This is a genomic window from Pontibacter roseus DSM 17521 (assembly GCF_000373265.1).
Lineage (GTDB): Bacteria > Bacteroidota > Bacteroidia > Cytophagales > Hymenobacteraceae > Pontibacter > Pontibacter roseus.
In genome coordinates, this window is record NZ_KB890762.1 from 794245 (window position 1) to 819600 (window position 25356).

General features: G+C 50.3%; 20 protein-coding genes and 1 tRNA gene. 4 read left to right on the forward strand and 17 right to left on the reverse strand.

Features of this window, described 5'->3' with window-relative positions:
* Nucleotides 1-92 precede the first annotated feature (92 nt).
* Nucleotides 93-1331, reverse strand: coding sequence for an aminotransferase class I/II-fold pyridoxal phosphate-dependent enzyme (locus B051_RS0110040; protein WP_026236317.1), 1239 nt, complete (start codon nucleotides 1329-1331; stop codon nucleotides 93-95).
* A gap of 208 nt (nucleotides 1332-1539) precedes the next feature.
* Between B051_RS0110040 and accC the strand changes: the two genes are divergently transcribed.
* Nucleotides 1540-3039, forward strand: a complete 1500-nt coding sequence (gene accC / locus B051_RS0110045; protein WP_018478074.1) for an acetyl-CoA carboxylase biotin carboxylase subunit — start codon at nucleotides 1540-1542, stop codon at nucleotides 3037-3039.
* Between the two features lie 77 nt (nucleotides 3040-3116).
* Here the strand turns inward: accC and bshB1 are convergent, their stop codons facing one another.
* From bshB1 to B051_RS0110085, 8 genes are all read right to left on the reverse strand, one after another.
* Entirely contained in the window at nucleotides 3117-3836 is a 720-nt protein-coding gene (gene bshB1, locus B051_RS0110050; RefSeq protein ID WP_018478075.1) for a bacillithiol biosynthesis deacetylase BshB1, read from the reverse strand.
* A gap of 10 nt (nucleotides 3837-3846) precedes the next feature.
* On the reverse strand, nucleotides 3847-4809 hold the full coding sequence (locus B051_RS0110055) for a M23 family metallopeptidase (protein ID WP_245539605.1): 963 nt from the start codon (nucleotides 4807-4809) through the stop codon (nucleotides 3847-3849).
* Between the two features lie 223 nt (nucleotides 4810-5032).
* A complete protein-coding gene (trxB, locus tag B051_RS0110060) occupies nucleotides 5033-5971 on the reverse strand; it encodes a thioredoxin-disulfide reductase (protein WP_026236318.1) in 939 nt (312 codons plus the stop codon).
* 155 nt (nucleotides 5972-6126) lie between these two features.
* Nucleotides 6127-6990: a sigma-70 family RNA polymerase sigma factor gene (locus B051_RS0110065; RefSeq protein ID WP_007656436.1), complete on the reverse strand. Its 864-nt coding sequence runs from the start codon at nucleotides 6988-6990 to the stop codon at nucleotides 6127-6129.
* A 190-nt stretch (nucleotides 6991-7180) separates the two neighbouring features.
* The gene (gene pnp / locus B051_RS0110070) at nucleotides 7181-9319 is read right to left on the reverse strand and encodes a polyribonucleotide nucleotidyltransferase (RefSeq protein WP_018478078.1); all 2139 of its coding nucleotides are present in this window, start codon (nucleotides 9317-9319) and stop codon (nucleotides 7181-7183) included.
* Nucleotides 9320-9459: 140 nt separating this feature from the next.
* Complete coding sequence (rpsO, locus tag B051_RS0110075) at nucleotides 9460-9735, reverse strand: 30S ribosomal protein S15 (protein ID WP_018478079.1); 276 nt, start codon at nucleotides 9733-9735, stop codon at nucleotides 9460-9462.
* A 116-nt stretch (nucleotides 9736-9851) separates the two neighbouring features.
* Nucleotides 9852-11270: an LptF/LptG family permease gene (locus B051_RS0110080; RefSeq protein ID WP_018478080.1), complete on the reverse strand. Its 1419-nt coding sequence runs from the start codon at nucleotides 11268-11270 to the stop codon at nucleotides 9852-9854.
* A gap of 104 nt (nucleotides 11271-11374) precedes the next feature.
* On the reverse strand, nucleotides 11375-11776 hold the full coding sequence (locus B051_RS0110085) for an START-like domain-containing protein (RefSeq protein ID WP_018478081.1): 402 nt from the start codon (nucleotides 11774-11776) through the stop codon (nucleotides 11375-11377).
* Nucleotides 11777-11911: 135 nt separating this feature from the next.
* Between B051_RS0110085 and B051_RS0110090 the strand changes: the two genes are divergently transcribed.
* Nucleotides 11912-11985: transfer RNA gene (locus tag B051_RS0110090), tRNA-Met, on the forward strand.
* Between the two features lie 378 nt (nucleotides 11986-12363).
* Here B051_RS0110090 and rplT read toward each other — a convergent pair.
* The 8 genes from rplT to B051_RS0110130 form a co-directional block, all read right to left on the reverse strand.
* Entirely contained in the window at nucleotides 12364-12708 is a 345-nt protein-coding gene (rplT, locus tag B051_RS0110095) for a 50S ribosomal protein L20 (RefSeq protein ID WP_033316774.1), read from the reverse strand.
* 92 nt (nucleotides 12709-12800) lie between these two features.
* Entirely contained in the window at nucleotides 12801-12995 is a 195-nt protein-coding gene (gene rpmI / locus B051_RS0110100; RefSeq protein ID WP_018478083.1) for a 50S ribosomal protein L35, read from the reverse strand.
* Nucleotides 12996-13018: 23 nt separating this feature from the next.
* Nucleotides 13019-13543, reverse strand: a complete 525-nt coding sequence (gene infC / locus B051_RS21145) for a translation initiation factor IF-3 (RefSeq protein WP_018478084.1) — start codon at nucleotides 13541-13543, stop codon at nucleotides 13019-13021.
* 118 nt (nucleotides 13544-13661) lie between these two features.
* Nucleotides 13662-15599 carry a threonine--tRNA ligase gene (gene thrS, locus B051_RS0110110; RefSeq protein ID WP_018478085.1) on the reverse strand — a complete coding sequence of 646 codons (1938 nt, stop codon included), beginning with the start codon at nucleotides 15597-15599 and terminating at the stop codon, nucleotides 13662-13664.
* Between the two features lie 12 nt (nucleotides 15600-15611).
* A complete protein-coding gene (locus tag B051_RS0110115) occupies nucleotides 15612-16616 on the reverse strand; it encodes a tetratricopeptide repeat protein (RefSeq protein WP_018478086.1) in 1005 nt (334 codons plus the stop codon).
* Between the two features lie 233 nt (nucleotides 16617-16849).
* The gene (locus B051_RS0110120) at nucleotides 16850-17545 is read right to left on the reverse strand and encodes a tetratricopeptide repeat protein (protein WP_018478087.1); all 696 of its coding nucleotides are present in this window, start codon (nucleotides 17543-17545) and stop codon (nucleotides 16850-16852) included.
* Nucleotides 17546-17699: 154 nt separating this feature from the next.
* Nucleotides 17700-20447: a DNA gyrase/topoisomerase IV subunit A gene (locus B051_RS0110125; RefSeq protein WP_018478088.1), complete on the reverse strand. Its 2748-nt coding sequence runs from the start codon at nucleotides 20445-20447 to the stop codon at nucleotides 17700-17702.
* Nucleotides 20440-22302: a DNA topoisomerase IV subunit B gene (locus B051_RS0110130; RefSeq protein WP_018478089.1), complete on the reverse strand. Its 1863-nt coding sequence runs from the start codon at nucleotides 22300-22302 to the stop codon at nucleotides 20440-20442. Before B051_RS0110130 ends, B051_RS0110125 begins: the two co-directional genes overlap by 8 nt.
* A gap of 348 nt (nucleotides 22303-22650) precedes the next feature.
* Between B051_RS0110130 and B051_RS0110135 the strand changes: the two genes are divergently transcribed.
* Nucleotides 22651-23817 carry an AI-2E family transporter gene (locus tag B051_RS0110135; RefSeq protein ID WP_018478090.1) on the forward strand — a complete coding sequence of 389 codons (1167 nt, stop codon included), beginning with the start codon at nucleotides 22651-22653 and terminating at the stop codon, nucleotides 23815-23817.
* A 127-nt stretch (nucleotides 23818-23944) separates the two neighbouring features.
* The gene (locus B051_RS0110140) at nucleotides 23945-25354 is read left to right on the forward strand and encodes an exonuclease domain-containing protein (protein ID WP_018478091.1); all 1410 of its coding nucleotides are present in this window, start codon (nucleotides 23945-23947) and stop codon (nucleotides 25352-25354) included.
* The last annotated feature ends 2 nt before the right edge of the window (nucleotides 25355-25356 follow it).

Below are 25356 nucleotides of genomic sequence, written 5' to 3' on the forward strand. Positions count from 1 at the left end.
ATAGTGAAACATTTGTTTTTACTGCTCTAATATACACATTAAATGATAACATGCAAAGATTAGCAAACTTTAATATAGCCCCTACAAGCAATCTAGGCGGTTACAGTCGACTTAGAGTATAGACCTTTATCTAGTTTTTGTGCAATCTTCTCAAAAGCCTCAATCGTCTCTTTCACATCGTCCAGCGTGTGCACAGCCGTAGGTATAAGGCGGAGCATAATCACGTCCTTCGGTACAACTGGGTACACCACAATAGAGCAGAAGATGTTATAGTTCTCACGCAAATCCAGCGTCAGTTGCGTCGCATCTGGAATCTGGCCGTTCAGGAACACAGGTGTAACCGGAGACTCCGTAGTTCCGATGTTGAAGCCCTTCTCGCGCAGGCCGCTTTGCAGCGCACGTACTACTTCCCACAGTTTGTCCTTCAGTTCAGGCTGGGTGCGCAGCAGCTCCAGTCGCTTGATGGCTCCAATGGTCAAAGGCATAGGCAGCGATTTGGCGAAAATCTGGGAACGCATGTTGTAGCGCAGGTATTCCACCACTTGCTCGTTTGAAGCAACGAAGGCTCCAATGCTGGCCATGGATTTGGCGAACGTGGAGAAATAAACGTCTATACCGTCCTGGCAGCCCAAGTGCTCACCTGTTCCGGCACCGGTCTTACCCATGGTACCAAATCCGTGCGCATCATCCACAAACAGGCGGAAGTTGAATTTCTCCTTCAGCTTCACCACCTCGTCCAGCTTGCCTAGGTTACCAGACATACCAAACACGCCTTCCGTAATCACCAGGATAGCGCCGCCAGTGTTTTCAGCCCAGCGTGTGGCGCGCTCCAACTGCTTCTCCAGGCTAGCCATGTCGTTATGCGCGTATACAAAGCGCTTGCCCTGGTGCAGACGAACACCGTCAATGATACAGGCATGCGACTCAGCATCGTACACAATCACGTCGTGGCGATCAACCAGTGCATCAATGATAGACACTACACCCTGGTAGCCAAAGTTCAGCAACAGCGCATCCGGCTTCTGCACGAAATCAGCGAGTTCCGACTCTAACTGCTCATGATAATTGGTGTTACCAGACATGATACGGGCTCCCATTGGCGTAGCCATACCCCAGGCGGCAGCGGCTTCAGCGTCAGCTTTGCGAACTTCCGGGTGGTTTGCCAGTCCTAGGTAGTTGTTAAGGCTCCAGGTAAGAACCTCCTTGCCCCTGAACTTCATGCGCGGAGCGATTTCCCCCTCTAGCTTCGGAAATGTGAAATAGCCATGCGCATAATGTGAGTGGCTGCCTAACGGACCTCTGTTGGTCAACAACTTTTCAAATAAATCCACCTTGTGTTTAATTAAGTTAAGGGATAATTTAAGGTTTTTATGTAGTATGTGATACTATATATTCAGTTCTAAGTATAATGCCTGCAAATTTATCATTTTATAGATTCATAAACAATTTCTAATACTCCGGCGGCCCCTTTTTCACCTACTCATTTTTAAGTTTGGCCCGTATGCTGTTTCTTTGAAGAAAATATAGCCTAGCCCCTGCATGAAAAAAATCAACAAGATTCTAGTTGCCAACCGAGGTGAGATTGCGCTGCGTGTCATGCGCTCAGCCAAAGAAATGGGAATCAGCACGGTAGCCATCTACAGCGAGGCTGACCGCAGTGCCCTGCACGTACGCTATGCCGACGAGGCCGTGTGTGTGGGTGGCCCCAAGTCAAGCGAGTCATATCTGCGCGGCGACGTCATCATTGAGGTATGCAAGCGGCTGCAGGTGGATGCCATTCACCCAGGTTACGGATTCTTGTCAGAGAATGCAAACTTTGCGCGCCAGGTGCAGGAGGCAGGATTGATTTTCATAGGCCCCACGCCCGAGGCAATTGAACTGATGGGCAGTAAGCTCGCCGCCAAGGCTGCCGTTGCCAAATACGACATACCTATGGTGCCGGGTACCGAAGAAGCCATCACTAACGTGGAGGAGGCCAAGATAATCGCGCAGCAGGTAGGCTTCCCTATTCTGATAAAAGCCAGTGCCGGTGGCGGCGGAAAAGGCATGCGCGTGGTGGAAAGCGTGGACGTGTTTGAAGAGCAGATGAAACTCGCCGTAAGTGAGGCTACTTCAGCCTTCGGCGATGGCTCCGTGTTCATCGAGAAATACATCGGCTCACCACGCCACATCGAGATTCAGGTGCTGGGCGACACGCACGGCAACATCGTACACTTGTTTGAGCGGGAGTGCTCCATCCAGCGCCGCCACCAGAAGGTGATTGAAGAGGCGCCTTCCGCTGTCCTGACGCCCGAACTGCGCGACGAGATGGGGCGCTGCGCCGTCAATGTGGCCAAGGCCTGCGACTATGTAGGTGCCGGCACCGTGGAGTTCCTCGTGGACGAGAACCTGAACTTCTATTTCCTGGAGATGAACACACGTCTGCAGGTGGAGCACCCGGTAACGGAGCAAATCACAGGTCTGGACCTGGTGAAGGAGCAAATCCTTATTGCGGAGGGTAACCCATTGAGCTTCCGCCAGGAAAATCTCCAGATTTACGGACATGCCCTGGAACTGCGCGTATACGCCGAAGACCCCACCAACAACTTCCTGCCTGACATAGGCCGCCTGGAGACGTACATCCGCCCGCAAGGACTGGGCGTGCGCGTGGATGACGGCTTTGAGCAAGGTATGGACATCCCGATTTACTACGACCCGATGATTGCCAAGCTGGTGACCTTCGGCAAGGACCGCCAGGAGGCGATTGACAAGATGCTGCGTGCCATCGATGAGTACAAGATTACAGGTATAGAGACGACGCTTTCATTTGGAAAGTATGTGCTGCAGCACGAGGCCTTCGTTTCCGGAAACTTTGACACGAAGTTCATTGAGCGCTACTTCACCCCAAGCGTACTGGAGCATAAAGCGACAGGTGAAACCGAAGAGATTGTAGCAGCGCTCGCCGCCTTACTGCTGACAAACAACAAGCCGAAGGTGACAGCTGCCTCAGCCACAAGCAATGGCACCAGCTCCAATTGGCGAAAGAACCGGCTGAAATAGAAGCCGATTTTGACTATAAACAGCGAGGGCGCTGCAGGTATACCTGCAGCGCCCTCGCTGTTTATGATAAAGGCAAATTAAATCAAGTCGTACAGGCTCCTCACTCCTATTTTCTTAGCCGAGGTGAAACCCTCTCCATACGTCACGCCAATGGCATGCCCATATTCGCGGGCACGTGCATCGATGAAGTCCAGGAACTCAGGGGAAGAGATGTAGGTGTTCGGAGAGGTATCGTCCGGGTTGAAGAACTGCGTCCGGAAGGCGCGTATGGCTTCCAGTTTCTTATCCCAAAAAGGCGTCACGTCCACCACGAAATCAGGCGTGATATACCTGTCCTGGATGAAGTTGTACATGGCACCTGGTCGCCACGCCTCCTGCTCCAAGCCACTGTCCCCAAGTGTCTTTATCATTTTAAGGCCAGACAGAAAGCAGGCCTCAGCTACCACAGCGGCTCCACGGCCATGGTCCGGGTGACGGTCGTGCAAGGCGTTCATCAACACGATGTCCGGCTGGTACTGCCGCACTTTCCGCACAATCTGCAGCTGATGCTCTTTGTCATTGGCGAAGAAGCCATCGGCAAAGCCCAGGTTATCTCTTACCGAGAGTCCCATTATCTTGGCGGCGGCTTCGGCCTCTTCCACTCGCTCAGCCGGCGTGCCTCTGGTACCCAGTTCGCCTCTCGTCAAGTCCACTACTCCTACTTTCTTTCCCGCCGCTATGTGGGCCAGAATGGTGCCTGCACAGCCCAATTCCACATCATCTGGGTGCGACGCAAAAGCAAGTATATCTAATTTCATGGGTATCGTTTTATTTTATGCGAAGGGAACGCCCTAGCTTCAAAGTGGTACGGGCACTGATGCCATTCAGTTTAGTTATCTGGCTCACTGAGACGCCGTACCTTTTGGCTATACCTGAGAGAGTATCGCCGCTCCGCACCTTGTGGTACATCGCCTTGCGGGCGCTGCCACTGCTTGAACTCCTGGATTTGTTGTAGTAATTGAACAAGGCGGAGGTAATGACAAAGCTCTGCCCTTTCAGCAGGTAGTCCGGGAAGTCGTACATCAACTCTGGGTCAAGCGGGTTCCCTTGGTAGCGCACCTCATAGTGCAAATGCGGACCTGAGCTACGGCCGGTGCTACCACCTAAGCCTATCACCTCACCTGCTTTCACAAACTGACCCGTCTGGGCAATGGTCTTGCTCATGTGCCCATAAAGCGTTTCCAACCCGTTGTAATGACGTACCACGATGTAGTTGCCATATCCTCCGCCGTCCCACTTGTTGATTCGTACCACGCCATCAAAAGCTGCATAAATGGAGTCGCCGGTGTTTAGGTCAATATCAGTGCCGTAGTGCCAACGGTAGCCCCTGTGCCCAAAACGACTCGTAACAGGTGTCTTCTCCAGCGGCATCTTGTAATCTCGTTTGACGCGTGGGTCATACAAGGTGATATCGACCGTGTCTTTCAGCTGACGGCCGTCCATGCGGTATGGGTTGATGTTGCGCGTATCCCAGATGGCGTAGTAGCCCGCAATCTTAATCCAGGAGGAGTCAATCAACACTTCCTCCGACACCTCCACGATGTGCTGCTCGCCCATGTCCAGTTCTGAGGTATCCTCGCTCACAATGGACAACTCCTTCTTGGGGTTGAAGAAGATGGATTTGCCTGCATCAGACTCATCATCCGGAAACTCCTCGTACTTAATCAGGATGGTAGTGTCAGGGCGTACGTAGTCAATCTTAGGTGACTTGACCTTGAACAGGTCTTTCACCCTCCCTTGTGCAAATGCACCTTCCGCTCCGCATAGCAAGCAGAGCAAAAAGAGTGCAATTGAAATGGGTGCTTTGAACTTTAGCATTGGAATCGGAATATGGCAGCGCTATGGATTCAATCTCTATATCGCATTCTTTAACTATAGCTGCGCCGTTTTATTGTGGGCATGCCCTTAAGGCAACACAAATTTGCCAAGTCCAGACAATTTCCCTCATTTCTTTTTAATACAAATCCTGTGCGGCCAGGTAACGTTCTGCGTCTAGCGCAGCCATACAACCCGAGCCTGCGGCAGTCACTGCCTGGCGGTAGGTGAAGTCCTGCACATCGCCGCAGGCAAACACGCCGTCAATATTGGTCTTGCTGGTGCCCGGAATTGTCCGGATGTACCCGTTCTCGTCCAGGTTCAGGTAATCGGCGAAGATGTCAGAGTTTGGTTTGTGGCCAATGGCCACAAAGAACCCTTGAACCGGAATCTCCCGCAGATCATCGGTCAAAACATTCCGTACGCGCACTCCCTGCACCGTGTCTTCCCCCAGAATTTCGTCCGTCACGCTGTTCCAGAGTATCTCGATGTTCTGTGTCTTCTTCACGCGTTCCTGCATGATGGTGGAAGCGCGCATCTCGTCGCGGCGCACAATCATGTATACCTTGTTACAGAGGTTGGACAGGTAGGTTGCTTCCTCAGCCGCCGTATCGCCGGCGCCTACGATAGCCACATCTTGTCCACGGTAAAAGAAGCCGTCACAAACCGCACAGGCGCTTACACCATTGCCATTCAGGCGTGCCTCTGACTCCATACCTAGCCATTTAGCGGAGGCTCCCGTTGAGATGATGACCGTATGGGCCTCTATCACCTTTTGTTCGTCAATCGTAACTTTATGGGGCTGTGAGGAGAAATCGACGGCTGTGGCAATGCCATAGCGCACATCAGTGCCAAATCGCTCGGCTTGTCGCTTGAAGTCCTCCATCATCTGCGGCCCATTGATTCCGTCAGGATAGCCTGGATAGTTCTCTACGTCGTTGGTGATGGTCAGCTGGCCTCCTGGCTGGAGTCCCTGGTATAAAACAGGGCTTAGACCGGCCCTGGAAGCGTATATCGCCGCTGTGTAACCAGCCGGACCTGAGCCTATGATAAGGCATTTTACTCTTTCTATTTCCATTGGTGTTGGGTGCAAAAGAAATTTGGTTGCAAGTATACGAAAAATCTCATCCTCTGCCTGCATACCTTCTCGGTTAATTGTATTGGTGAGGACTCCCCTATAACAGAAAAGCCCTGGCAGCGTGGCCAGGGCTTTTCTGTTCCAACTAGGTCAACTTAACCTAGGTATGGTTTCAATGCTTTGCTTCTGGAAGTGTGACGAAGCCTACGGATGGCTTTCTCCTTAATTTGTCTAACACGCTCACGGGTCAGGTTGAACTTCTCGCCTATCTCCTCCAGCGTAAGCGAGTGCTCGCCATTCAGCCCGAAGTAGAGCGTGATGACGTCAGCCTCACGCTTGGTAAGCGTAGAAAGTGCGCGCTGTACCTCTTTGCGAAGCGAATCATTCATCAACCCCGTGTCAGGTGACTCTTCGTCCTCATTTTCCAATACGTCGAGCAGACGGTTTTCTTCGCCTTGCACAAACGGGGCATCCACTGACACGTGGCGTCCGGAGATTTTCAGCGTATCCACTACCTCGGCTGTTGTTAGCTCCAGTACCTCCGCTATCTCCTCCGGCGACGGCTCGCGCTCAAATTTCTGCTCCAGTTCTGAGAATGATTTGGAAATCTTGTTTAGGGAACCAACACGGTTAAGCGGCAGACGCACGATACGCGACTGCTCAGCCAATGCCTGCAGGATTGACTGACGAATCCACCAAACGGCGTAAGAGATGAATTTGAAACCCCTTGTTTCATCAAAGCGCTTGGCAGCCTTAATCAGACCCAAGTTTCCTTCATTGATAAGGTCGCCCAAAGATAGGCCTTGGTTCTGGTACTGCTTGGCTACTGACACCACGAAACGCAGGTTAGCTTTCGTCAACTTCTCAAGCGCAAACTGATCTCCCTCTTTAATTCTCTGTGCTAACGACACCTCTTCATCTGGCGTAAGCAAATCAACTTTACCAATCTCCTGCAGATATTTATCAAGCGATTGGCTTTCACGGTTGGTAATCTGTTTGCTTATCTTGAGTTGTCTCATCAGAGTATAATATTAATGCAAAAATGTGAAAATCTTAATTTCGGGCTCGGAGTGGTAACATCAGAAAATCGCGCAAAGTTCTTACTTATTGCGAATAAAATCAAGAGCCAACGCCTGTAATGCAAAAGCAAAAGCTCCTGACACCGCCCCGCCTATGCGGAACGGGCATCAGGAGCTTTTGATAGTTATCTTAGTTCTGCTCTGGAGCGCCAGGCTTAGGCAGGATGGCCTTGCGCGAAAGCTTGAACTTACCAGTCTTCTTGTCGACATCGATAAGCTTTACTTTCACCTCTTCACCAATCTCCAGTACACCTTCCATTGTCTCCAGGCGCTCGTGCTTAATCTCAGAGATATGCAGCAAGCCATCTTTGCCAGGCATGAACTCCACAAAGGCACCGTAAGGCTGAATAGACTTCACTTTACCAATGTAGGTATCCCCTATCTCAGGCTGGGCTACGATACCTTTGATTTTGCTCACCGCGCTGCTCATGGAGTCCTGGTCGCTCGCGAAGATATTCACATGGCCTTTCTCGTTCTTCTCCTCGATAATGATAGTAGCGCCCGTATCCTTCTGGATTTGCTGTATCACTTTACCACCTGGTCCGATAACGGCACCAATGAATTCTTTGTCAATCACCATGTTGAAGGAACGTGGTGTGTGTGGCTTGTAGTCAGGGTTTGGAGAAGAAAGGGTTTTGCTCATCTCGTTGAGAATGTGCAGACGACCCTCTCTGGCCTGCGCCAGTGCCTGGTTCAGCACGTCGTAAGACAAGCCCTGTACTTTGATGTCCATCTGGCAAGCAGTTATGCCTTTACGGGTACCAGCCACTTTGAAGTCCATATCGCCCAAGTGGTCTTCATCACCCAGGATGTCAGAAAGAACAGAGAATTTGCCTGTCTTCTCGTCAGTAATCAAACCCATGGCTATACCTGAAACGGCGTCCTTAACAGGAACACCTGCATCCATCAGGGCCAATGAACCGGCACATACGGTCGCCATAGAAGATGAACCGTTAGATTCCAGAATATCAGACACGATACGGATAGTATATGGGTTCTCTGCATCCGGTGGAAGCACTTTCTTAAGCGCTCTCAGGGCCAAGTTACCATGACCGATTTCGCGACGGCCAGGGCCTCTGTTTGGCTTCACCTCACCCGTTGAGAAGGCAGGGAAGTTGTAGTGCAACAGGAACTTGTTCGTGCCAGACACCATGGCGCTGTCAATCATCTGCTCATCCAGCTTAGTACCCAGGGTCACCGTAGTCAAAGACTGAGTCTCACCGCGCGTAAACAAAGCGGAGCCGTGCGTAGCTGGCAGGTAGTTCACCTCAGACCAGATAGGTCGGATTTCATTTAGTTGACGGCCATCCAGACGTACACGGTCATTCAGAATCATGTCACGTACGGCGTCCTTCTCCACATCGTGGTAGTAGGTCTTAATCAAGCCCATGTCATAGCCATGGTCTTCACCCAGCGACTCCACGAACTCGTTCAACACAGCGGCAAATCCTTCTTTACGCTCTGATTTGTTCGCTCTGCCTCTTTTGGCTACCTCGTAGGCTTTGGCATAAGTGGCCTGGTATACCTTCTCACGCAGCTCAGAGTCATGTGTTTCGTGGGAGTATTCGCGTTTCTGCAGTTTGCCTACCATTTCGGCAAGCTCCATCTGCGCCTGGCACTGTACTTTAATGGCTTCGTGTGCGAAAGCAATCGCCTCGAGCATCTCCTCTTCTGACACTTCGCTCATTTCACCTTCCACCATGGCTACGCTGTCCATAGAGGCACCTACTATCATATCGATATCGGCACGCTGCAGGTCAGAAACCTTCGGGTTGATAATCAGTTGGCCGTCAATGCGGGCCACACGCACCTCAGAGATAGGTCCGTTGAAAGGGATGTCAGAGACAGCGAGGGCAGCCGAAGCAGCCAGCGCAGCCAAGGCATCCGGCATGATTTCCGCGTCAGCTGAAATCATATGTATAGTCATCTGCGTTTCGGCGTGATAGTCTCCCGGGAACATAGGTCGCAGGATACGGTCCACCAAACGAGATATAAGAATTTCGTAATCAGATAGTCTGGCCTCTCTTCTCAGGAAACCTCCTGGAATTTTGCCAGAAGAGGCAAACTTCTCCTGGTAGTCAACGGAAAGAGGCAGAAAGTCAACCCCTTCGCGGGCTTCTTTGTTAGAGACAACGGCTGCCAGCAGCATGGTGTTACCCATTTTCACTACTACAGAGCCGTCAGCCTGTTTGGCTAGTTTACCAGTTTCGATTGTTATCTCCCGGCCATCCGGAAGAAAGATTGTTTTGGTTATTGCGTTATAAGACATCTTCAATTATTGTTTAGCATCAACAAAGACAGGGCTGCCAATTGCGGCCACTGTCAGGTACTGGCAAAGAGGAAGGGAAAGGAATGGTACTGAAAAAATTAGGGAATCCCTGTAAGAAATTCCCTAATGCACTAAAAAGCTTATTTACGTATACCTAGCTCACCGATGATGGCTCTGTATCGCTCAATGTCGTTTTTCTGCAGGTAGTTGAGAAGTCTTCTTCTCTTACCTACCAGTTTAAGAAGACCAAGGCGAGTGCCAAAATCCTTCTTGTGAATTTTAAGGTGCTCTGTCAGGTCAGCGATGCGTGTGGTGAACAGCGCAATCTGAGCCTCGGCAGAACCTGTATCAGTCTTAGACTTAGTCAGGCTGTACTTTTCAAAAATTTCTTGTTTCGCTTCAGTAGTTAATTTCATTGCGTATAAAAAATATCAATCTATTATTTTCGAGGATAGATACTTGTATAAGCCGCAAAGTTATACAAAATATCTATATTAAAAAATAAAATGCACACTGTTCTTTCGCCCCAGCACTACATTTTATTCCTTTTGAGACGGGTCATCAACTTTCGCCAGAAGTCTACTTCCAGCAGGCTGGAGTCGTTCCGGGCCTGGTACAGGAAGAACAAACCGATGGGCAGCAGGATAGCATTGGCTCCCCACATACCTATACCTACCGGCAGCAGCCCCTCACGCGCCCACTTCTCCCCTAGTATGGCCAGCACGTACAGCACGATGAAGAAAATGATGGATATCAGAACCGGTACGCCAAGGCCGCCTTTCTTGATAATAGCTCCCAAAGGCGCACCAATCAGGAACATAATCAGGATGGAAACTGATTGGGTATACTTGCGCCAGATTTCAATTTCGTAGTTATTGGCATCGCGTGCCAGCGTATTCACCCGCTCCAAGTAACTAGAAGTGAAACTTTTCACGTTCCGGGCCTTGGTAGTAGCCGCCAATAGCACATCTGCAGTCAAGGGCGCTATCTCTTTCTCCTCTTCCAACACCTTGCCGGTTAGCTTCAGACCATTCTTCACATCCCCGGTATCCGCCTTGAAGTACAGGTAGAACGGGTCTACATTGGGAGCATACATAGCCTTCTCACGGACATTGTAGCGGCGCAACGAATCGGTGACAGTTGCTAGCTGGTCTATGTTCTTCATCATCTTGTTGTCAGAGAACAGCTCCTCGCGCGTCCTATCGAGGTTAAAAGACGACAGGCTGAAAATGATTTTGCTCGCATCGAATTTCTCGCGCACGAACTGCTCCGATGAACTTCGGAAACTACCGTCGTTCTGGTCTACGTAGGTCTGGCCTTTGAAAAGCTCCAGGACCAGGTAATTGTCGTCATACTCGGTGTACATCTTGCCTGAGTCAGCCAGAATGACGGTGGTGTTGGTGCCGCCCTTCGAGTGGTCGTAAATCATGATATCGCGCAGCGTCTTGCCGTCGTTGAGCTTCTCGTTGATTTTGATGCTATACCCAGGTAGACCATTGTAAAAGGCCCCTTCCTTGAAGTTCATAGAAGGCTTTTTTTGACGGATATCCCAAAGCAGGCTGTACGCCTTCAGGTTAGCCTTCGGCACAGTGTAGTTGTTGAAGAAGAAGGCACCAATGGAGATGGCAATAACCACGAAGGCAACAGGACGGAGTATACGCGGGAGTGCTATACCTGAGGTTTTGATGGCAGTCAGTTCATGGTGCTCTCCCATGGTGCCGAAGGTCATCAACGACGACAGAAGCACCGCGAGCGGCAAGGCCATGGGCGCCATATTGATACTGAAGTAGAACAACAGCTCAGCAAACACTTCTATACCTAAGTCCTTGCCAACGAGTTCGTCTAGGTATTTGAGCATGTACTGCGTGAGCAGAATGAACTCCACGATGGCGAACGTCAGTAGGAAAGGACCGGCAAAAGACCGTAATATCAGCTTATCTAGTTTCTTCATGTGAGCCTGATAGCATTGGGGCAGCAATGATGCCCGAGTATTTTCACTTAACACCCGGGTCCCAAAAATCGTGCAAAGATAAGCAGTTCGTGTGTAAGAACGGGTTAACCTCCCACTATTTCCCGCAGCTTTTGCAGCAAATGCTCCCAAAGCTCAGACAGCTCCTCTACGTCCTCCTCTTCGGAATAGTCAATCACCTTCAGGAACTGTTCCTGCGTCAGCTCGCTTGACTCGATGGAGAAGTCCACGTAGGAAGCGTCAGAGGCATGGTGCTTGTTGTTGTCGAGGAAAAGGAAGCGCACGGAGCGGTTGGTGCGGTGGCTCGTCATTTCCGCATAATGGTTGCGGCCGTCCCACACAAAGTTGAACAACTTGTCTTCGTCTACCAGCACGTCATCGCAGAACCATTGCGAAAGCCCGCTCGCCGTGCTCAAGTATGGGTATAGTAGCTTGGCAGAGGCATTGATGGGGTACTCACATATGAATTTCGTCTTGGTTGCCTTCATTATCACGTATTGTAAGTGTCTGAGTAAGTATAGTATTTATTTCCGATTCCTTAAATATAAGGAAAACAAAATATTTTTTTATGCATTTGCAGTTGCTTTCTTCGAAATTTATCAGCTATATTTGCACCACAATTCGGCGGGGTAGCTCAGATGGTTAGAGCGTAGGATTCATAACCCTAAGGTCGGCAGTTCGATTCTGCTCCCCGCTACAGAGCCCTGGATGTATATCCTGGGCTTTTTTATTGTCCAAGGCTTCTTCCCTCCTTCCAGCAGTATAGCCTGCATTTCCGTACAATCCTCCTTCATACGGCCTCTCAAGCTGAAGTCATGCCTATACCTATACCTGCGAAGAACTATGCATTAAATATCAAGCTAGATATCCTCTAAAGACCTTCTCTAATCAGCATTAGAAGCAAAGTCCACTAACACACAATAGTACAGGATGAGCTTCGAGATTAGAATAAATAATCAGGTATAGCATCCATCAATGGAGAGCTGGGGGCAGCAAATCGGTCTAACAGTGGCCTACAAAACAAAAGAGGCTTGGCGCATTGCCAAGCCTCTTGCTATAATATGTAGGAAGCAAATTATTTTACTTTCTCAACGATGCTTTTGAAAGCCTCTGGGTGGTTCATCGCCAAATCAGCAAGTACTTTGCGGTTCAGGTCGATATTCGCCTTTTTCAGGGCACCCATCAACTGAGAGTAAGACAGGCCATGCTCACGCGCGCCAGCGTTGATACGCTGAATCCAAAGGGCACGGAAATCTCTTTTTTTCGCTTTTCTGTCGCGGTAAGCGTAAAGCAAACCTTTTTCAATTGCGTTTTTTGCAACTGTCCAGACATTCTTGCGACGGCCAAAGTAACCTTTGGCCATTTTCATCATTTTTTTTCTCCTGTGTCGTGCTGCGACGACGTTTACCGATCTAGGCATTTCTTTAAAGTTTTAGCGGCTGGTGATTATGACAATCTTCAAAAGACCAGACACCGGGTTCGTACTAATAAATTAACCGTCTAATTGTGAAATTAGATTTGAAGCATCAACTTCACTCTGTCCATATCAGCAGTGCTAACAAGGCCAGCATGTGTCAAATTACGCTTCTGTTTTGTCGTCTTCTTGGTCAGGATGTGGCTTTTGTAAGCGTGCTTGCGCTTAATTTTGCCAGTACCTGTCAAAGAAAAACGCTTCTTTGCACCAGATTTAGTTTTAACTTTTGGCATGGGTATATAATTAATTAAACAAATTACTTTTTAGGAGGCGCTGCCACCTTTGGAGCAAGAATCAGGAACATCCTTTTTCCCTCCAGCTTAGGCAGTTGCTCTACTTTCGCCACATCCTCAAGCGCCTGGGCAAACTTAAGAAGCAGAATCTCACCCCTCTCCTTGAACACGATGGTTCTGCCGACAAAGTGCACATACGACTTTATCTTGAAACCGCTTTCGAGGAAAGACTTGGCATGCTTCAGTTTGAACTCAAAATCATGGTCATCTGTGTTAGGGCCGAAACGGATTTCCTTGATGACTACTTTCTGAGCCTTCGCCTTCAGCTCCCGCGTCTTTTTCTTCTGCTCGTACTTGAATTTCGAGTAGTCGATGATACGGCATACCGGTGGATTAGCGGTCGGCGAAATCTCGACCAGGTCCAGATTCTGCTCATTTGCTATTTTTTGTGCGTCCCGAGTAGAGAACACACCCTGCTCTACATTGTCACCAACTAACCGGACTTCTCTGGCAGTTATTTTCTCATTGACTTTGTATGGCTCCTCCACTTTTCCGCGTGGGATGTAGCGCCTGTTTTGAGTAGCTATAGTCTTACCTCCTTAATTTAGTTTCTACAATTAGGCTGCGAATATCGCAATTAATCTATCAAGAAAAAAATATCTCCTCTTAATTGTTCAACATTCCGGCAACTTTGTCCTTGAACAGCTGGATGAACTCCTCCACTGCCATCGTGCCCAAGTCCCCTTCGCCGTGTTTGCGCACAGAGACTGCATTGCCCTCCTGCTCTTTTTCGCCTACAATCAGCATGTAGGGCACTTTGCCCACTTCGGCATCACGTATTTTGCGGCCGATTTTCTCGTCGCGGTTGTCTACGAAGCCACGGATGTCTTCCTGCTGCAGCGCATCGTATACCTGCTGTGCAAAATCCTGGTATTTCTCCGAGATGGGAAGTATGGCAAATTGCTCCGGGCTCAGCCACAGTGGGAAGTTTCCGCCGCAGTGTTCAATCAGAACCGCCACAAAGCGCTCTAACGAGCCGAAAGGCGCACGGTGAATCATCACTGGACGGTGTTTGGCGTTGTCGGCACCGATGTATTCGAGCTGGAATCTCTCTGGTAAGTTATAATCCACCTGAATAGTTCCCAATTGCCACTTGCGGCCCAACGCGTCGCGCACCATGAAATCAAGCTTAGGACCGTAAAACGCAGCCTCGCCCAACTCGGTTACGGTGCGAAGGCCTTTTTCGGCGGCCGCCTCAATGATGGCGCTCTCGGCTTTCTCCCATACCTCATCGGTACCTATGTACTTGGCTTTGTTCTCTGGGTCGCGCAGCGAAATCTGGGCGGTATAGTCTTCGAAGCCCAAGGCCTTGAAGACATACAGTACCAGGTCAATCACCTTGATGAATTCTTCTTTCACCTGGTCGGGACGGCAGAAAATGTGCGCGTCGTCCTGGGTGAAGCCTCTTACCCTGGTCAGGCCATGCAGCTCACCACTCTGCTCGTAGCGGTAAACGGTGCCAAACTCTGCCAGCCGTACCGGCAACTCTTTATAAGAACGCGGCCGTGTTTTATAGATTTCGCAGTGGTGTGGGCAGTTCATCGGCTTCAATAAGAACTCTTCGTTCTCATTAGGCGTCTTGATTGGCTGGAATGAATCCGCGCCATACTTCTCGTAGTGGCCCGAAGTCACGTAAAGCTCCTTGCTGCCGATGTGCGGAGTAACAACCGGCTGGTATCCGGCCTTTACCTGCGCCTTGCGCATGAACTGCTCCAAGCGCTCGCGCAACAGGGTGCCCTTTGGCAACCACAGCGGCAAGCCCATACCTACCTTTTCAGAGAAGGCGAACAATTCCAACTCTTTACCCAGCTTGCGGTGGTCACGCTTCTTAGCCTCCTCCAGGCGCTCCAGGTACTCTGTCAGCTCCTTCTGCTTCGGGAAGGTCACGCCGTAGATGCGGGTGAGCTGCTTTCTGGATTCGTCGCCGCGCCAGTAGGCACCGGCCACGTTCATGAGCTTAGCCGCCTTGATAATCCCGGTGTTCGGGATGTGCGGTCCTCGGCATAGGTCCACAAAGTTGCCTTGTGTATAGAAGGTGATGGTACCGTCCTCCAGGTCTTTGATCAGGTCCAGCTTGTACTCATCCCCTTTTTCAGTGAAATAGGCAATGGCCTCGTCTTTGGAAACCTCGCGGCGCTGGAATTCACTTTTATTACGGGCTAGTTCGAGCATTTTCTGCTCCACTTTGGCGAAGTCGTCCTGGGAGAAATGCCTGTCACCCAAATCCACGTCATAATAGAAGCCATTCTCTACGGGCGGTCCTATGCCGAACTTTACCCCAGGGTATAGCTCTTCCAGTGCCTCCGCCAACAAGTGAGCCGAGGAGTGCCAGAAGGCGTTCTTTCCCATATCATCATTCCAGGTGAGCAGCTGCACGCGCGCGTCTTCCTCAATGGGGCGTGAAAGATCCCATACCGAATCGTTCACTTTCGCGGCCAGCACATTCCGGGCCAGGCCCTCACTGATGCTGGATGCAATCTCATAGCTTGTCACGCCTTTTTCATATTGGCGCACAGAGCCGTCTGGCAGTGTGATGTTAATCATGTTTTATCTTAGCTATTGTGTAAATAAGTCCCGCTGCCGGACAGCCATGCTGTCTAGTACAGGTCTTGGTCTCTCTATTCTATACCTCAGCCTGGCCATACCCTGTTGTGCCGCTGTATGGTTGGGTGCAACGGCCACAGCACGCTGATACAACTGCAACGCTGTCTGGTTATCCCCTAACCGCTCATAGCTGCTGCCTTTGGTGGTCAGGTAACGGATGTTGTCGCCATACCTTGGCTCAGCCATTTCCAAATGCGCTAGTGCAGCATTGTAATCACCGTTGCCGTGATGCAACAACCCAAGCTGAAAATGGGCCGCATGTAAGGTATCTGCAAGTTCCACTGCCTTGCCAAAACTGTAGAAGGCACTGTCCTTCTTCTGTGCCTGGATTAGCAAAAGCCCTTTGTAATACCAAAGCATCGCATCGTCAGGTGCCAGTTGCTCTGCCCGCTGCAGGTGCGGCTTAGCCAACTGCACTTCGTTCTTGGCTAGGTATAGCCCTGCCAGTTCCCGATGAGGGTGCATGAAATCCGGGTTCTGCTCCAAGGCCAGCCTATAGCTTCGCAGTGCTTTCGCTGTGTCACCGGTCTCTTCCAAGATGCGCCCTCTGTAATAAAAGGCATACTCACTGGTGGGTGACAACTCGAGCGCTTTGCTGATATACTGGTTCGCAGGTCCGTACGCTTTTCGCTGCAGGTATAGCTCTGCCAGCAACACATACAATGAGGAACTCTGGTAAGAATTTCGCGCGGCCTGCAATGCCAACGGCAACGCCTCTCCACTCCTACCCATCAGGTAAAGCACCTGCGCCTTCACAAAGAAGTTGGCTGGGTCGCTCTTGGACAGACTAATGGCTTGGTCCACATCCTCCAGCGCCTGCTCCAGCTCCCCTTTTCGGAGTAGCACCATGGCTCTTCTTGTATAGAGGCTGCCGTCGCGTCCTGAACGGCCTATGGCCTCATTCAGATTGGCGAGTTCAATGTCTGGGTTGTCAACCACGGCCTCGAGGTTTACCATTCGTTCACGGCTATCCTCTTCAGAGATACAGCCTGAAAAGCAGAGCACCACAGCCATCACACACCACCAGCAAACCCGTGACATCATCCGCAAAAAAATACTTTTCTATACAAGTGCGCTAAATTATGGATAATTTGGGTAAATAACGATACCTCCCCCTGCTATACCTTTAAAAAGCGAGAGGGCCTGCTCCTTTCCAGTGGCAGGCCCTCTCGCTTCAGTTTATGGTCGGATTACCTTTGCTGACTATCCAACATGATTTTGCAGCGCCTGCTCAGTTCCAGTTCCTCCTTCGTCTGAAGCGTTTGGTTCAGGGAAAGGGCACGCTGCAAGGTAGACGCGCAGGCTGCTTTGTCTTTCATCTCCTGAAAGATGCAAGCCAAATCATAGTAGTACTGCAAGTTGTTTGGGTTCTGAGTGATAGCAGCCTCAATGGCACTGATGGCATCCTGATTGGTCACTTTCTCTCTTATCCCACCAAATAGCATCTTAGCGGCTGCCACTTCAGCGAAGTTGAGGTTAGCCATTTTGAAATACCAACGGCCAAGCAAATGCCAGGCATCGGCATGGGTTGCATTGCGCCGAAGCGCGGCATCCAGATAGTGCTTCACCTGATTTGTAACCGCCAGGCGCTGCTTTGGCCCTGACATCATGGCCAGGGAAACCAGCGAGAGCGCCATCGCATAGTTGGCATTCGCATCCAGAGAGTCTATCTCATAGGCACGAAGGGCATATGACTTGGCTTGGTTGAAATGGTTGAGTTTGCGGCTGTCATCAGCATAGCGCTCGCCCATCCGGTTGTGCAGCAGACTGGCGCTACATAAGGCCTCAAAATTATCTGGAGCAGCGGAAATTATTTCTTCATACAGCGCCAAGGCCTCTGTTTCCTTGTACTGCTGCTTTAACTCAGAGGCGCGTTTTAAAAGCAAATCGTGTTCAGAATCCCCTGCTGCCTCACACGGAGAGAGCAGGAGACTGAACACGATTATAAAAGAAATTGCCTTACAGATTCTTTGCATACAGTAGTTTAAGCAACCTAATATATTGCTCTGGAACAACTTATGCAAAAAAAGAGGACTAAATCTAGAACAAATCCAACTGCTTCTTCTCTTTCAGCACTTTTCTTGCATTTTGCTCTTCCGTTACTTCTTGTACGTCTTCTTCTGTAACAGGTTGAGTCCCACTTGCCTTAGCGGCCGCCTCAGCCAACTCTAAAAGTTCGGTAGGCAAGGTGACAGCTTCTCGCTTCGTAGAAACTTTCTTAGACTTTGGTTTCTCCTCCAGTTCCACTGCCTCCTGCTTAGGCACCGTCACATCGTAAATCTTGAAGTAGCTGAGTTTGTTACCCATTGCCTTCCAGCCTTTCACATCAATGAATTCGTTAAGCAGCAGTTTCTCAGTCTCCTTCTCTCCACGCAGTGCGCGCTTGAAGGAGATGGTAGCTAGCGGCTCCGGATGCGTGGACACGGCCTCAAGTCTTGAATTTTTGGTCTCAGGTATAAACGGAAAGCGTTTGCCAACTGTCGTGGTCTCTATCTTGAAGCGCTTCACATAATAGGTTTTATTTTCGCCTTCAAAATATATGGCTGACACCACTAGCTCCGGCTCGAACTTCTGCAGCACCTTGATTTTCTCTACGGTATAGTGGTTGCTCAAATCAAAGGAGGTCTGCTCGTAGGTTCCGTCTTCGTAGATGACCAGAATCGTATCTTCTGTATTGAAGGAGCCAAGATAACGGCCGCGTCCTTCCGTGTTCAGCCTGCCTATCACTTCGTCATAGAATATTTCACGACCACCCAATGTAGAGTCACCCAGGCTCTTCTGCACCACCTTCTTGATAGGGTATTTGGTCACGGTGTTACCATTTGACCCTTTGCCTTTTATCATCAGTTCAGCGAAGTCATAGTCGAAGACTTTGTTGCGTGCAGAGGCGTTTGGAGCTAGCGTGATGGTTACCACCTCTGACTCAGAATTCGGGTTGGCTGTCAGGTAATGCACCTTGGAGTTTTTGTTGCCTTTGGTCAGGTCGTACTCCTTATCACGGGTGATAGACTTGACAGAGAATCGCTTGGCAAAAGATACACCGGTCTTGCCATCCACATAAATCATGTTGTAGACCATGTGCTCGTCGTTCTTGTTGTACACGCTGGCCATCACGATGTCTTTGCCTACGAACGTCTTATCGGCCACTTTGGTCACCATGAACTTACCGTCCTTGCGGAACACGATGATGTCATCCATGTCAGAGCAGTCGCACACGAACTCGTCTTTGCGCAATCCGGTACCGATGAAACCGTCTTTCGCATTCATGTAAAGCTTCTGGTTGGCTATCGCAACTTTCTGTGCAGTAATTACATCAAAGGTTTTCACCTGTGTCTTGCGGTCACGTCCCTGGCCATACTTCTTCAGCAAGCCTTCGAAGTAAGCAATAGCGTATCGTACCAGGTTTGCCAAATTGTCGTCCACTTCGGCCATTTCCTCTTCTAGCTTCTTGATGTACTCATCCGCTTTGAAGGAGTCGAACTTAGAGATGCGCTTGATTCTGATTTCCGTCAGGCGGATAATGTCCTCTTCGCTCACCTCACGGCGCAGAAGGTGCTTGAACGGATCCAACCCAGTGTCTATCGCGTTGAGAACCGCCTCCCAAGTCTCGCACTCCTCAATATCGCGGTAGATGCGGTTCTCAATGAAGATTTTCTCAAGCGACGAATAATGCCACTTATCTTCCAGTTCACCTTTGCGGATTTCCAACTCACGCTTCAGCAAGTCTACGGTTTTAAAGGTAGAGAGGCGCAGCAGGTCGTCCACACTCATGAAGTGCGGCTTCTCATCAATGATAACGCAAGTGTTAGGAGAAATGGATACCTCGCAATCCGTGAAGGCATATAGCGCATCCATGGTCAGGTCAGGCGACACTCCGGGAGGAAGCTGTACCTGTATCTCCACATTGGCAGCCGTGTTATCGACTACCTTCTTGATTTTAATCTTGTTATTCTCGCTCGCCTTCACGATGGACTCCATCAAACCGGTCGTTGTAATGCCATAAGGCACATCCCGAATGATGAGCATAGTCTTGTCCACCTTTTCGATGGTAGCACGCACCCGGATGCGTCCACCGCGCATACCGTTGTTGTAGTTGGTCACGTCTACCAGACCTCCGGTTGGAAAGTCAGGCAGCAACGTAGTCTTGCGACCCTTCAAAACATCAATAGAACCTTTAATGAGCTCCTTGAAGTTGTGCGGCATTATCTTGGTCGAAAGACCCACGGCTATACCTTCCACACCCTGCGCAAGCAGCAGCGGGAACTTCACAGGTAGCGTCACAGGCTCGTTTTTGCGGCCATCGTAGCTCAGCTGCCACTGTGTCGTCTGTGGATTGAACACCACATCCAGCGCGAACTTAGACAGACGGGCCTCGATGTAACGCGCGGCTGCGGCACTGTCTCCTGTGCGCACATCGCCCCAGTTACCCTGTGTCTCAATGAGCAGGTCCTTCTGACCCAGGTTCACGATAGCGTCTCCAATGGAAGCGTCGCCATGTGGGTGGTACTGCATGGTCTGTCCGATGACGTTCGCCACTTTGTTGAAGCGTCCATCGTCCATTTCTTTCATGGCATGCAGGATACGACGCTGCACCGGCTTCAGGCCATCCTCAATGGCGGGTACGGCACGTTCCAATATAACATAGGAGGCATAGTCGAGGAACCAGTTCTCGTAGAGTCCGGAGACAGGCGTTACGTTATGGATTTTCTCTTCCTCTCCGTCGGTGAACGCAATCTCCAGCTCGTCTTCTCTTTCTATACCTTCGTTGTTCAGTTCGTCGTTATGCATAAATCTCTTCTACTATGTCTTTCTCAATCTTCAAGTTCTCGATGATGAACTGCTGGCGCTCAGGCGTGTTCTTGCCCATGTAGTAGCTCAGCATTTTCTGTATCGTCGTGTCCTTCTGCAGGAACACAGGCTTCAACTTGATGTTTTCCCCGATGAATTTCCCGAACTCGTCCGGTGATATCTCCCCAAGTCCTTTAAAGCGGGTAATCTCAGGTCGCTTACCCAGTTTCTCGATGGCTGCCTGCTTCTCCGTCTCGTTGTAGCAGTAGATGGTGTCCTTCTTGTTGCGCACCCGGAAAAGCGGCGTCTCCAGAATGTACACGTGGCCGTTCTTCACCAAATCAGGAAAGAACTGCAGAAAGAACGTGAGCAGCAGCAGGCGGATGTGCATGCCATCCACGTCGGCATCAGTCGCGATTACCACACGGTTGTAGCGCAGTCCTTCCAGGCCTTCTTCTATGTTGAGGGCGTGCTGCAGCAGGTTGAACTCCTCGTTCTCATATACTACCTTCTTTTTGAGACCAAAACAGTTGAGTGGCTTTCCTCTTAAGCTGAATACAGCCTCTGTGTCCACGTTGCGGGACTTGGTGATGGAGCCACTCGCAGAGTCACCCTCTGTGATGAACAGCGTGGAGATGGCTGCATTCTCGTGCTTGTCTTCGTTGAAGTGCAGGCGGCAGTCGCGCAGTTTGCGGTTGTGCAGGTTGGCTTTCTTGGCGCGCTGGTTAGCCAGTTTCTTCACGCCCGCCATATCCTTGCGCTCCCGCTCACTCTGCTCGATGCGCTTCTTCAGAGCCTCCGCCGTGGTCGGGTTCCTGTGGAGGAAGTTATCGAGGTTCTCCTTGATGAAATCATTGATATAGGCACGCACCGCTGGTCCGTCAGGCCCCATATCAATAGAGCCCAGCTTTGTCTTGGTCTGTGACTCAAACACCGGCTCCTGTACACGCAGCGAGATGGCGCCCACAATAGAGCCGCGGATATCGGCCGCATCGTAGTCTTTCTTGAAGAAGTCGCGAATCGTTTTCACAATCGCCTCCCGGAACGCTGCTAGGTGCGTACCGCCCATGGTGGTGTACTGGCCGTTTACAAAGGAGTAGTACTCCTCGCCATAGTCGTTGCCGTGCGTCAGCGCCAGTTCAATGTCCGCTCCCTTCAGGTGGATGATGGGGTAGCGCATACTCTCTTCATCGGCCTTGTTGCGGAGCAGGTCCAGCAGGCCGTTCTCGGAGTAGAACTTCTTGCCGTTGAAGTTGACGGTCAGGCCGGCATTCAGGTATACATAGTTCCAGATTTGGTTCTCCAGGTAATCCGGGTTGTACTGGTAGTTCTTGAAGATGGTATCGTCTGGCGTGAAGATGGTCAGGGTGCCGTTTCGCTGTGTTGTTTCCTGCAACTCAGAATCCAGCGTCAGCACGCCCCGCTCAAACTCAGCGGCCTTCATCTTGCCATCGCGCACCGACTGGATACGGAAGTGGCTGGATAGGGCGTTTACCGCCTTGGTACCCACACCGTTCAGACCAACCGACTTCTGGAAGGCCTTGCTGTCATACTTGCCACCCGTGTTGATTTTGCTCACACAGTCAATCACCTTGCCCAAAGGTATACCCCGACCATAGTCGCGCACCTGCACCTTGTGGTCCGATATCTTGATGTCGATGGTCTTGCCGAAACCCATCACGTGTTCGTCAATGGAGTTGTCAATCACCTCTTTCACCAGGATGTAAATACCGTCATCGGCCGAAGAGCCGTCTCCCAGCTTGCCGATGTACATACCAGGTCGTAGCCTAATGTGCTCGCGCGGCTCCAGCGAGCGAATGCTGTCTTCGTTGTAATTATGCTCTAACTCTGCCATTCTGTAAGCGTAAGTGTAATTGATTAGGTGGAATTACTCGGAAATATAGAAAAATAAAAGAAAACAGGCGGGGCAAATAGTTCCAGCCTCCTGATGTTCTCGCCACTCAAAGGGTATTTTGCTAATATATTTAGCCAACAAATTTAATCAAATTCTGCGTCAATCTCAAGCATATATACATAACTTCTATTTTGCCTCTACAGTTCACAAAAAGACAGATTTTATCACGCGCCCTTATGCTAATACAATTAGTAATAATATATAAAATTTTTACTATACCTAAGCAGGACTTTTACTTATTTTGGCCCGTGTCCCTACAAGGACAAGCAGCACCTAAACCAGCGTTTCATGGAAATTAAATTACCGGGCTATTTCAAGTATGTGGTTATACTTTTGGGTCTCATCCTGCTCATCTGGATTCTGCAGACATTTAAAAGTGTCCTGATGCCCCTGGTGTTCGCCCTGCTGTTCGCCCTGCTGCTCCTTCCCCTGACGCGCGACTTGGAAAGATTTCGCCTTCCGCGTGCTGTGGCCATCATCTGTAGTATTGTGGTGGTCATGGTGGTGCTGGGGCTAGTCATCTGGTTTCTGTCCATGCAGGTGATTAGCCTGACCTCGGAGCTGGAGACGATTGGCAAGAACATCGACGTGCTCTTTTTCAAGACGCAGCGTTTTCTCTTCCAAAACTTTGGCGTAGAGCCTTCAAACAAAAGTGATTTCATCCGGAGTACTATAGGCAACCTGCGGGAGCTTACCACCACCTTTCTGGGTAGCACCATCTCCATGACAACTGGCGCGCTGGCCGTGCTGACGGTGGTTCCCATTTTCGTGTTCTGTTTCCTGTATTACCGCGACCACCTGGAGCAGTTCATGTATAAGTTCGTAGCCAAGGAGCGTCGCAGCGGCATGAACCATACCATTAATAACATACAGAGTGTGGCACAGAGTTATATTTCGGGTTTGATGATTGTGATTGTCATTGTCTCGCTGCTCAATTCTGCCGGCCTGCTCATATTGGGGGTTAAGTATGCCATCTTCTTTGGGGTGTTTGCCTCCATCCTGACCATCATACCTTATATAGGCATTATGATAGGCGCGATGCTTCCGGCTCTCTTTACGTTGGCTACCACCGGCAACCTGTTCGATGCGGTGCTGGTCGTCCTGGTGTTCATGTTCGTGCAGTTCCTGGAAGGTAATTTCATTACGCCTTATGTAGTAGGTTCTAAAGTGAGCATCAATCCCTTTGCGGCCATTGTGGCCTTGCTGATTGGTGGCGAGATTTGGGGAGCGGCCGGTATGATTATTTCTATACCTATGATTGCGATTCTCAAAGTGCTTTTTGATGCCTATGAGCCCTTGCAACCTTTCGGCTTCCTGCTGGCGGACATTGATGATGTGAAGGTGAAGAAATCCAACAGGTTCAACCAGATGTTCGACAAGCTTAGGAAAAAGGCCCGTAAAGAACGGGAGGAACTGGAGCAGGAAGAGCCGCAAGAGCAGGAACAGGAGCAATAAAAGGGTATTCGTGCTAACTGTATTCGCATCGGTAGCAATTTGAAACGTATTGCTAATTATGTTGGTTTATAGGATAGCCTCCGGCGCTGTGCCAGCGGCAATCCAAAAAGCATAACCCAGACACATCTTGTACGCCATCATAGATATTGAGACGACAGGCAGCCAGCCTACTCAGGACAAGATTACCGAGATAGCCATTTTCATACACGACGGGCAGCAAATCGTGGACAAGTATAGCACGCTCATCAACCCGCAGCGCCCTATACCTTACTACATCTCCCAACTGACCGGAATCACAGACGACATGGTGCAGGAGGCCCCTAAGTTCTATGAAGTGGCGAAAGAGATAGTGCAGTTCACGGAAGGCAAGGTATTCGTGGCCCACAACGTACGCTTCGACTACTCTTTTATAAAGAAAGAGTTCGCCGACCTGGGCTTCACCTTCCAGCGCAAAACGCTTTGCACCGTGCGCCTCAGCCGCTCGCTTATACCTGGCCTGCCATCCTACAGTTTGGGCAAACTCTGCAAGAGCATTGATATTCCGCTGGAGATGCGCCACCGTGCCATCGGAGACGCCGAAGCCACGGCCAAATTGTTCGATAAGCTAATCAAAATAAACAGGCCTGTGATAGATGGGGCCCAGCACATGGCCGACCCGGCAGAGCAACTTAAAAACGAAATCAAGGCCTCGCTCCTGCCCCCCGCCATCAGCAAGGAGCAGGTGGATGCGCTGCCGACTGTGCCGGGGGTATACTACTTCCACAACGAAGCGGGTGAGGTGATTTATGTAGGCAAGAGCATCAACATCCGCAAGCGCATCATCCAACACTTTAACATCGATTACAAGAGCCATAAGTCCATTGAGTTCAAGAACCAGATTGCCGACATCACCTACGAACTGATGGGCAATGAACTGGTGGCGCTTCTGTTTGAGTCATCGGAGATAAAGCGCATGAAGCCGCATTACAACCGGCAGCAGCGCCGCAGCGTGTTTAACACCGGTATATTTGTATATGAAGACGACAAAGGGTACAAGCGCATGACTTTTGGCAGCATCAATAAGGCCGATAACATGAGCATGACGCCGCTGGTGGCGCTCTCCAACCACTACAAAGCCAAAGGCTTCCTTTTCCATAAGGTGGCCAAGTATAACCTCTGCCAAAAACTGTGCGACCTGTACAAAACAGCGGGTGCCTGCTTCGATTACCAGGTACACCAGTGCCAGGGCGCCTGCATTGGCAAGGAGAGTCCGGAAGAGTACAACATGCGGGTAGACGCAGCCATCGACTCCATCACTTATGAGCACAACACGTTCGTGATAGTGGGCAAGGGCCGGGAGCTAGGTGAGAAATCTATAGTGGTGGTGGAGCATGGCACTTACCTGGGCTTCGGCTTCGTGGATGAGTATTTTTCGGCCCATACCCTGGAGGACTTTAAATCAGAAATAACCCGCTACAACGACAACAAAGACATACAGCAGATTATACGCGGCCACATGCGCGGCAAGCACAAAGACAAAGTGATTGTGTTTGAATGAAG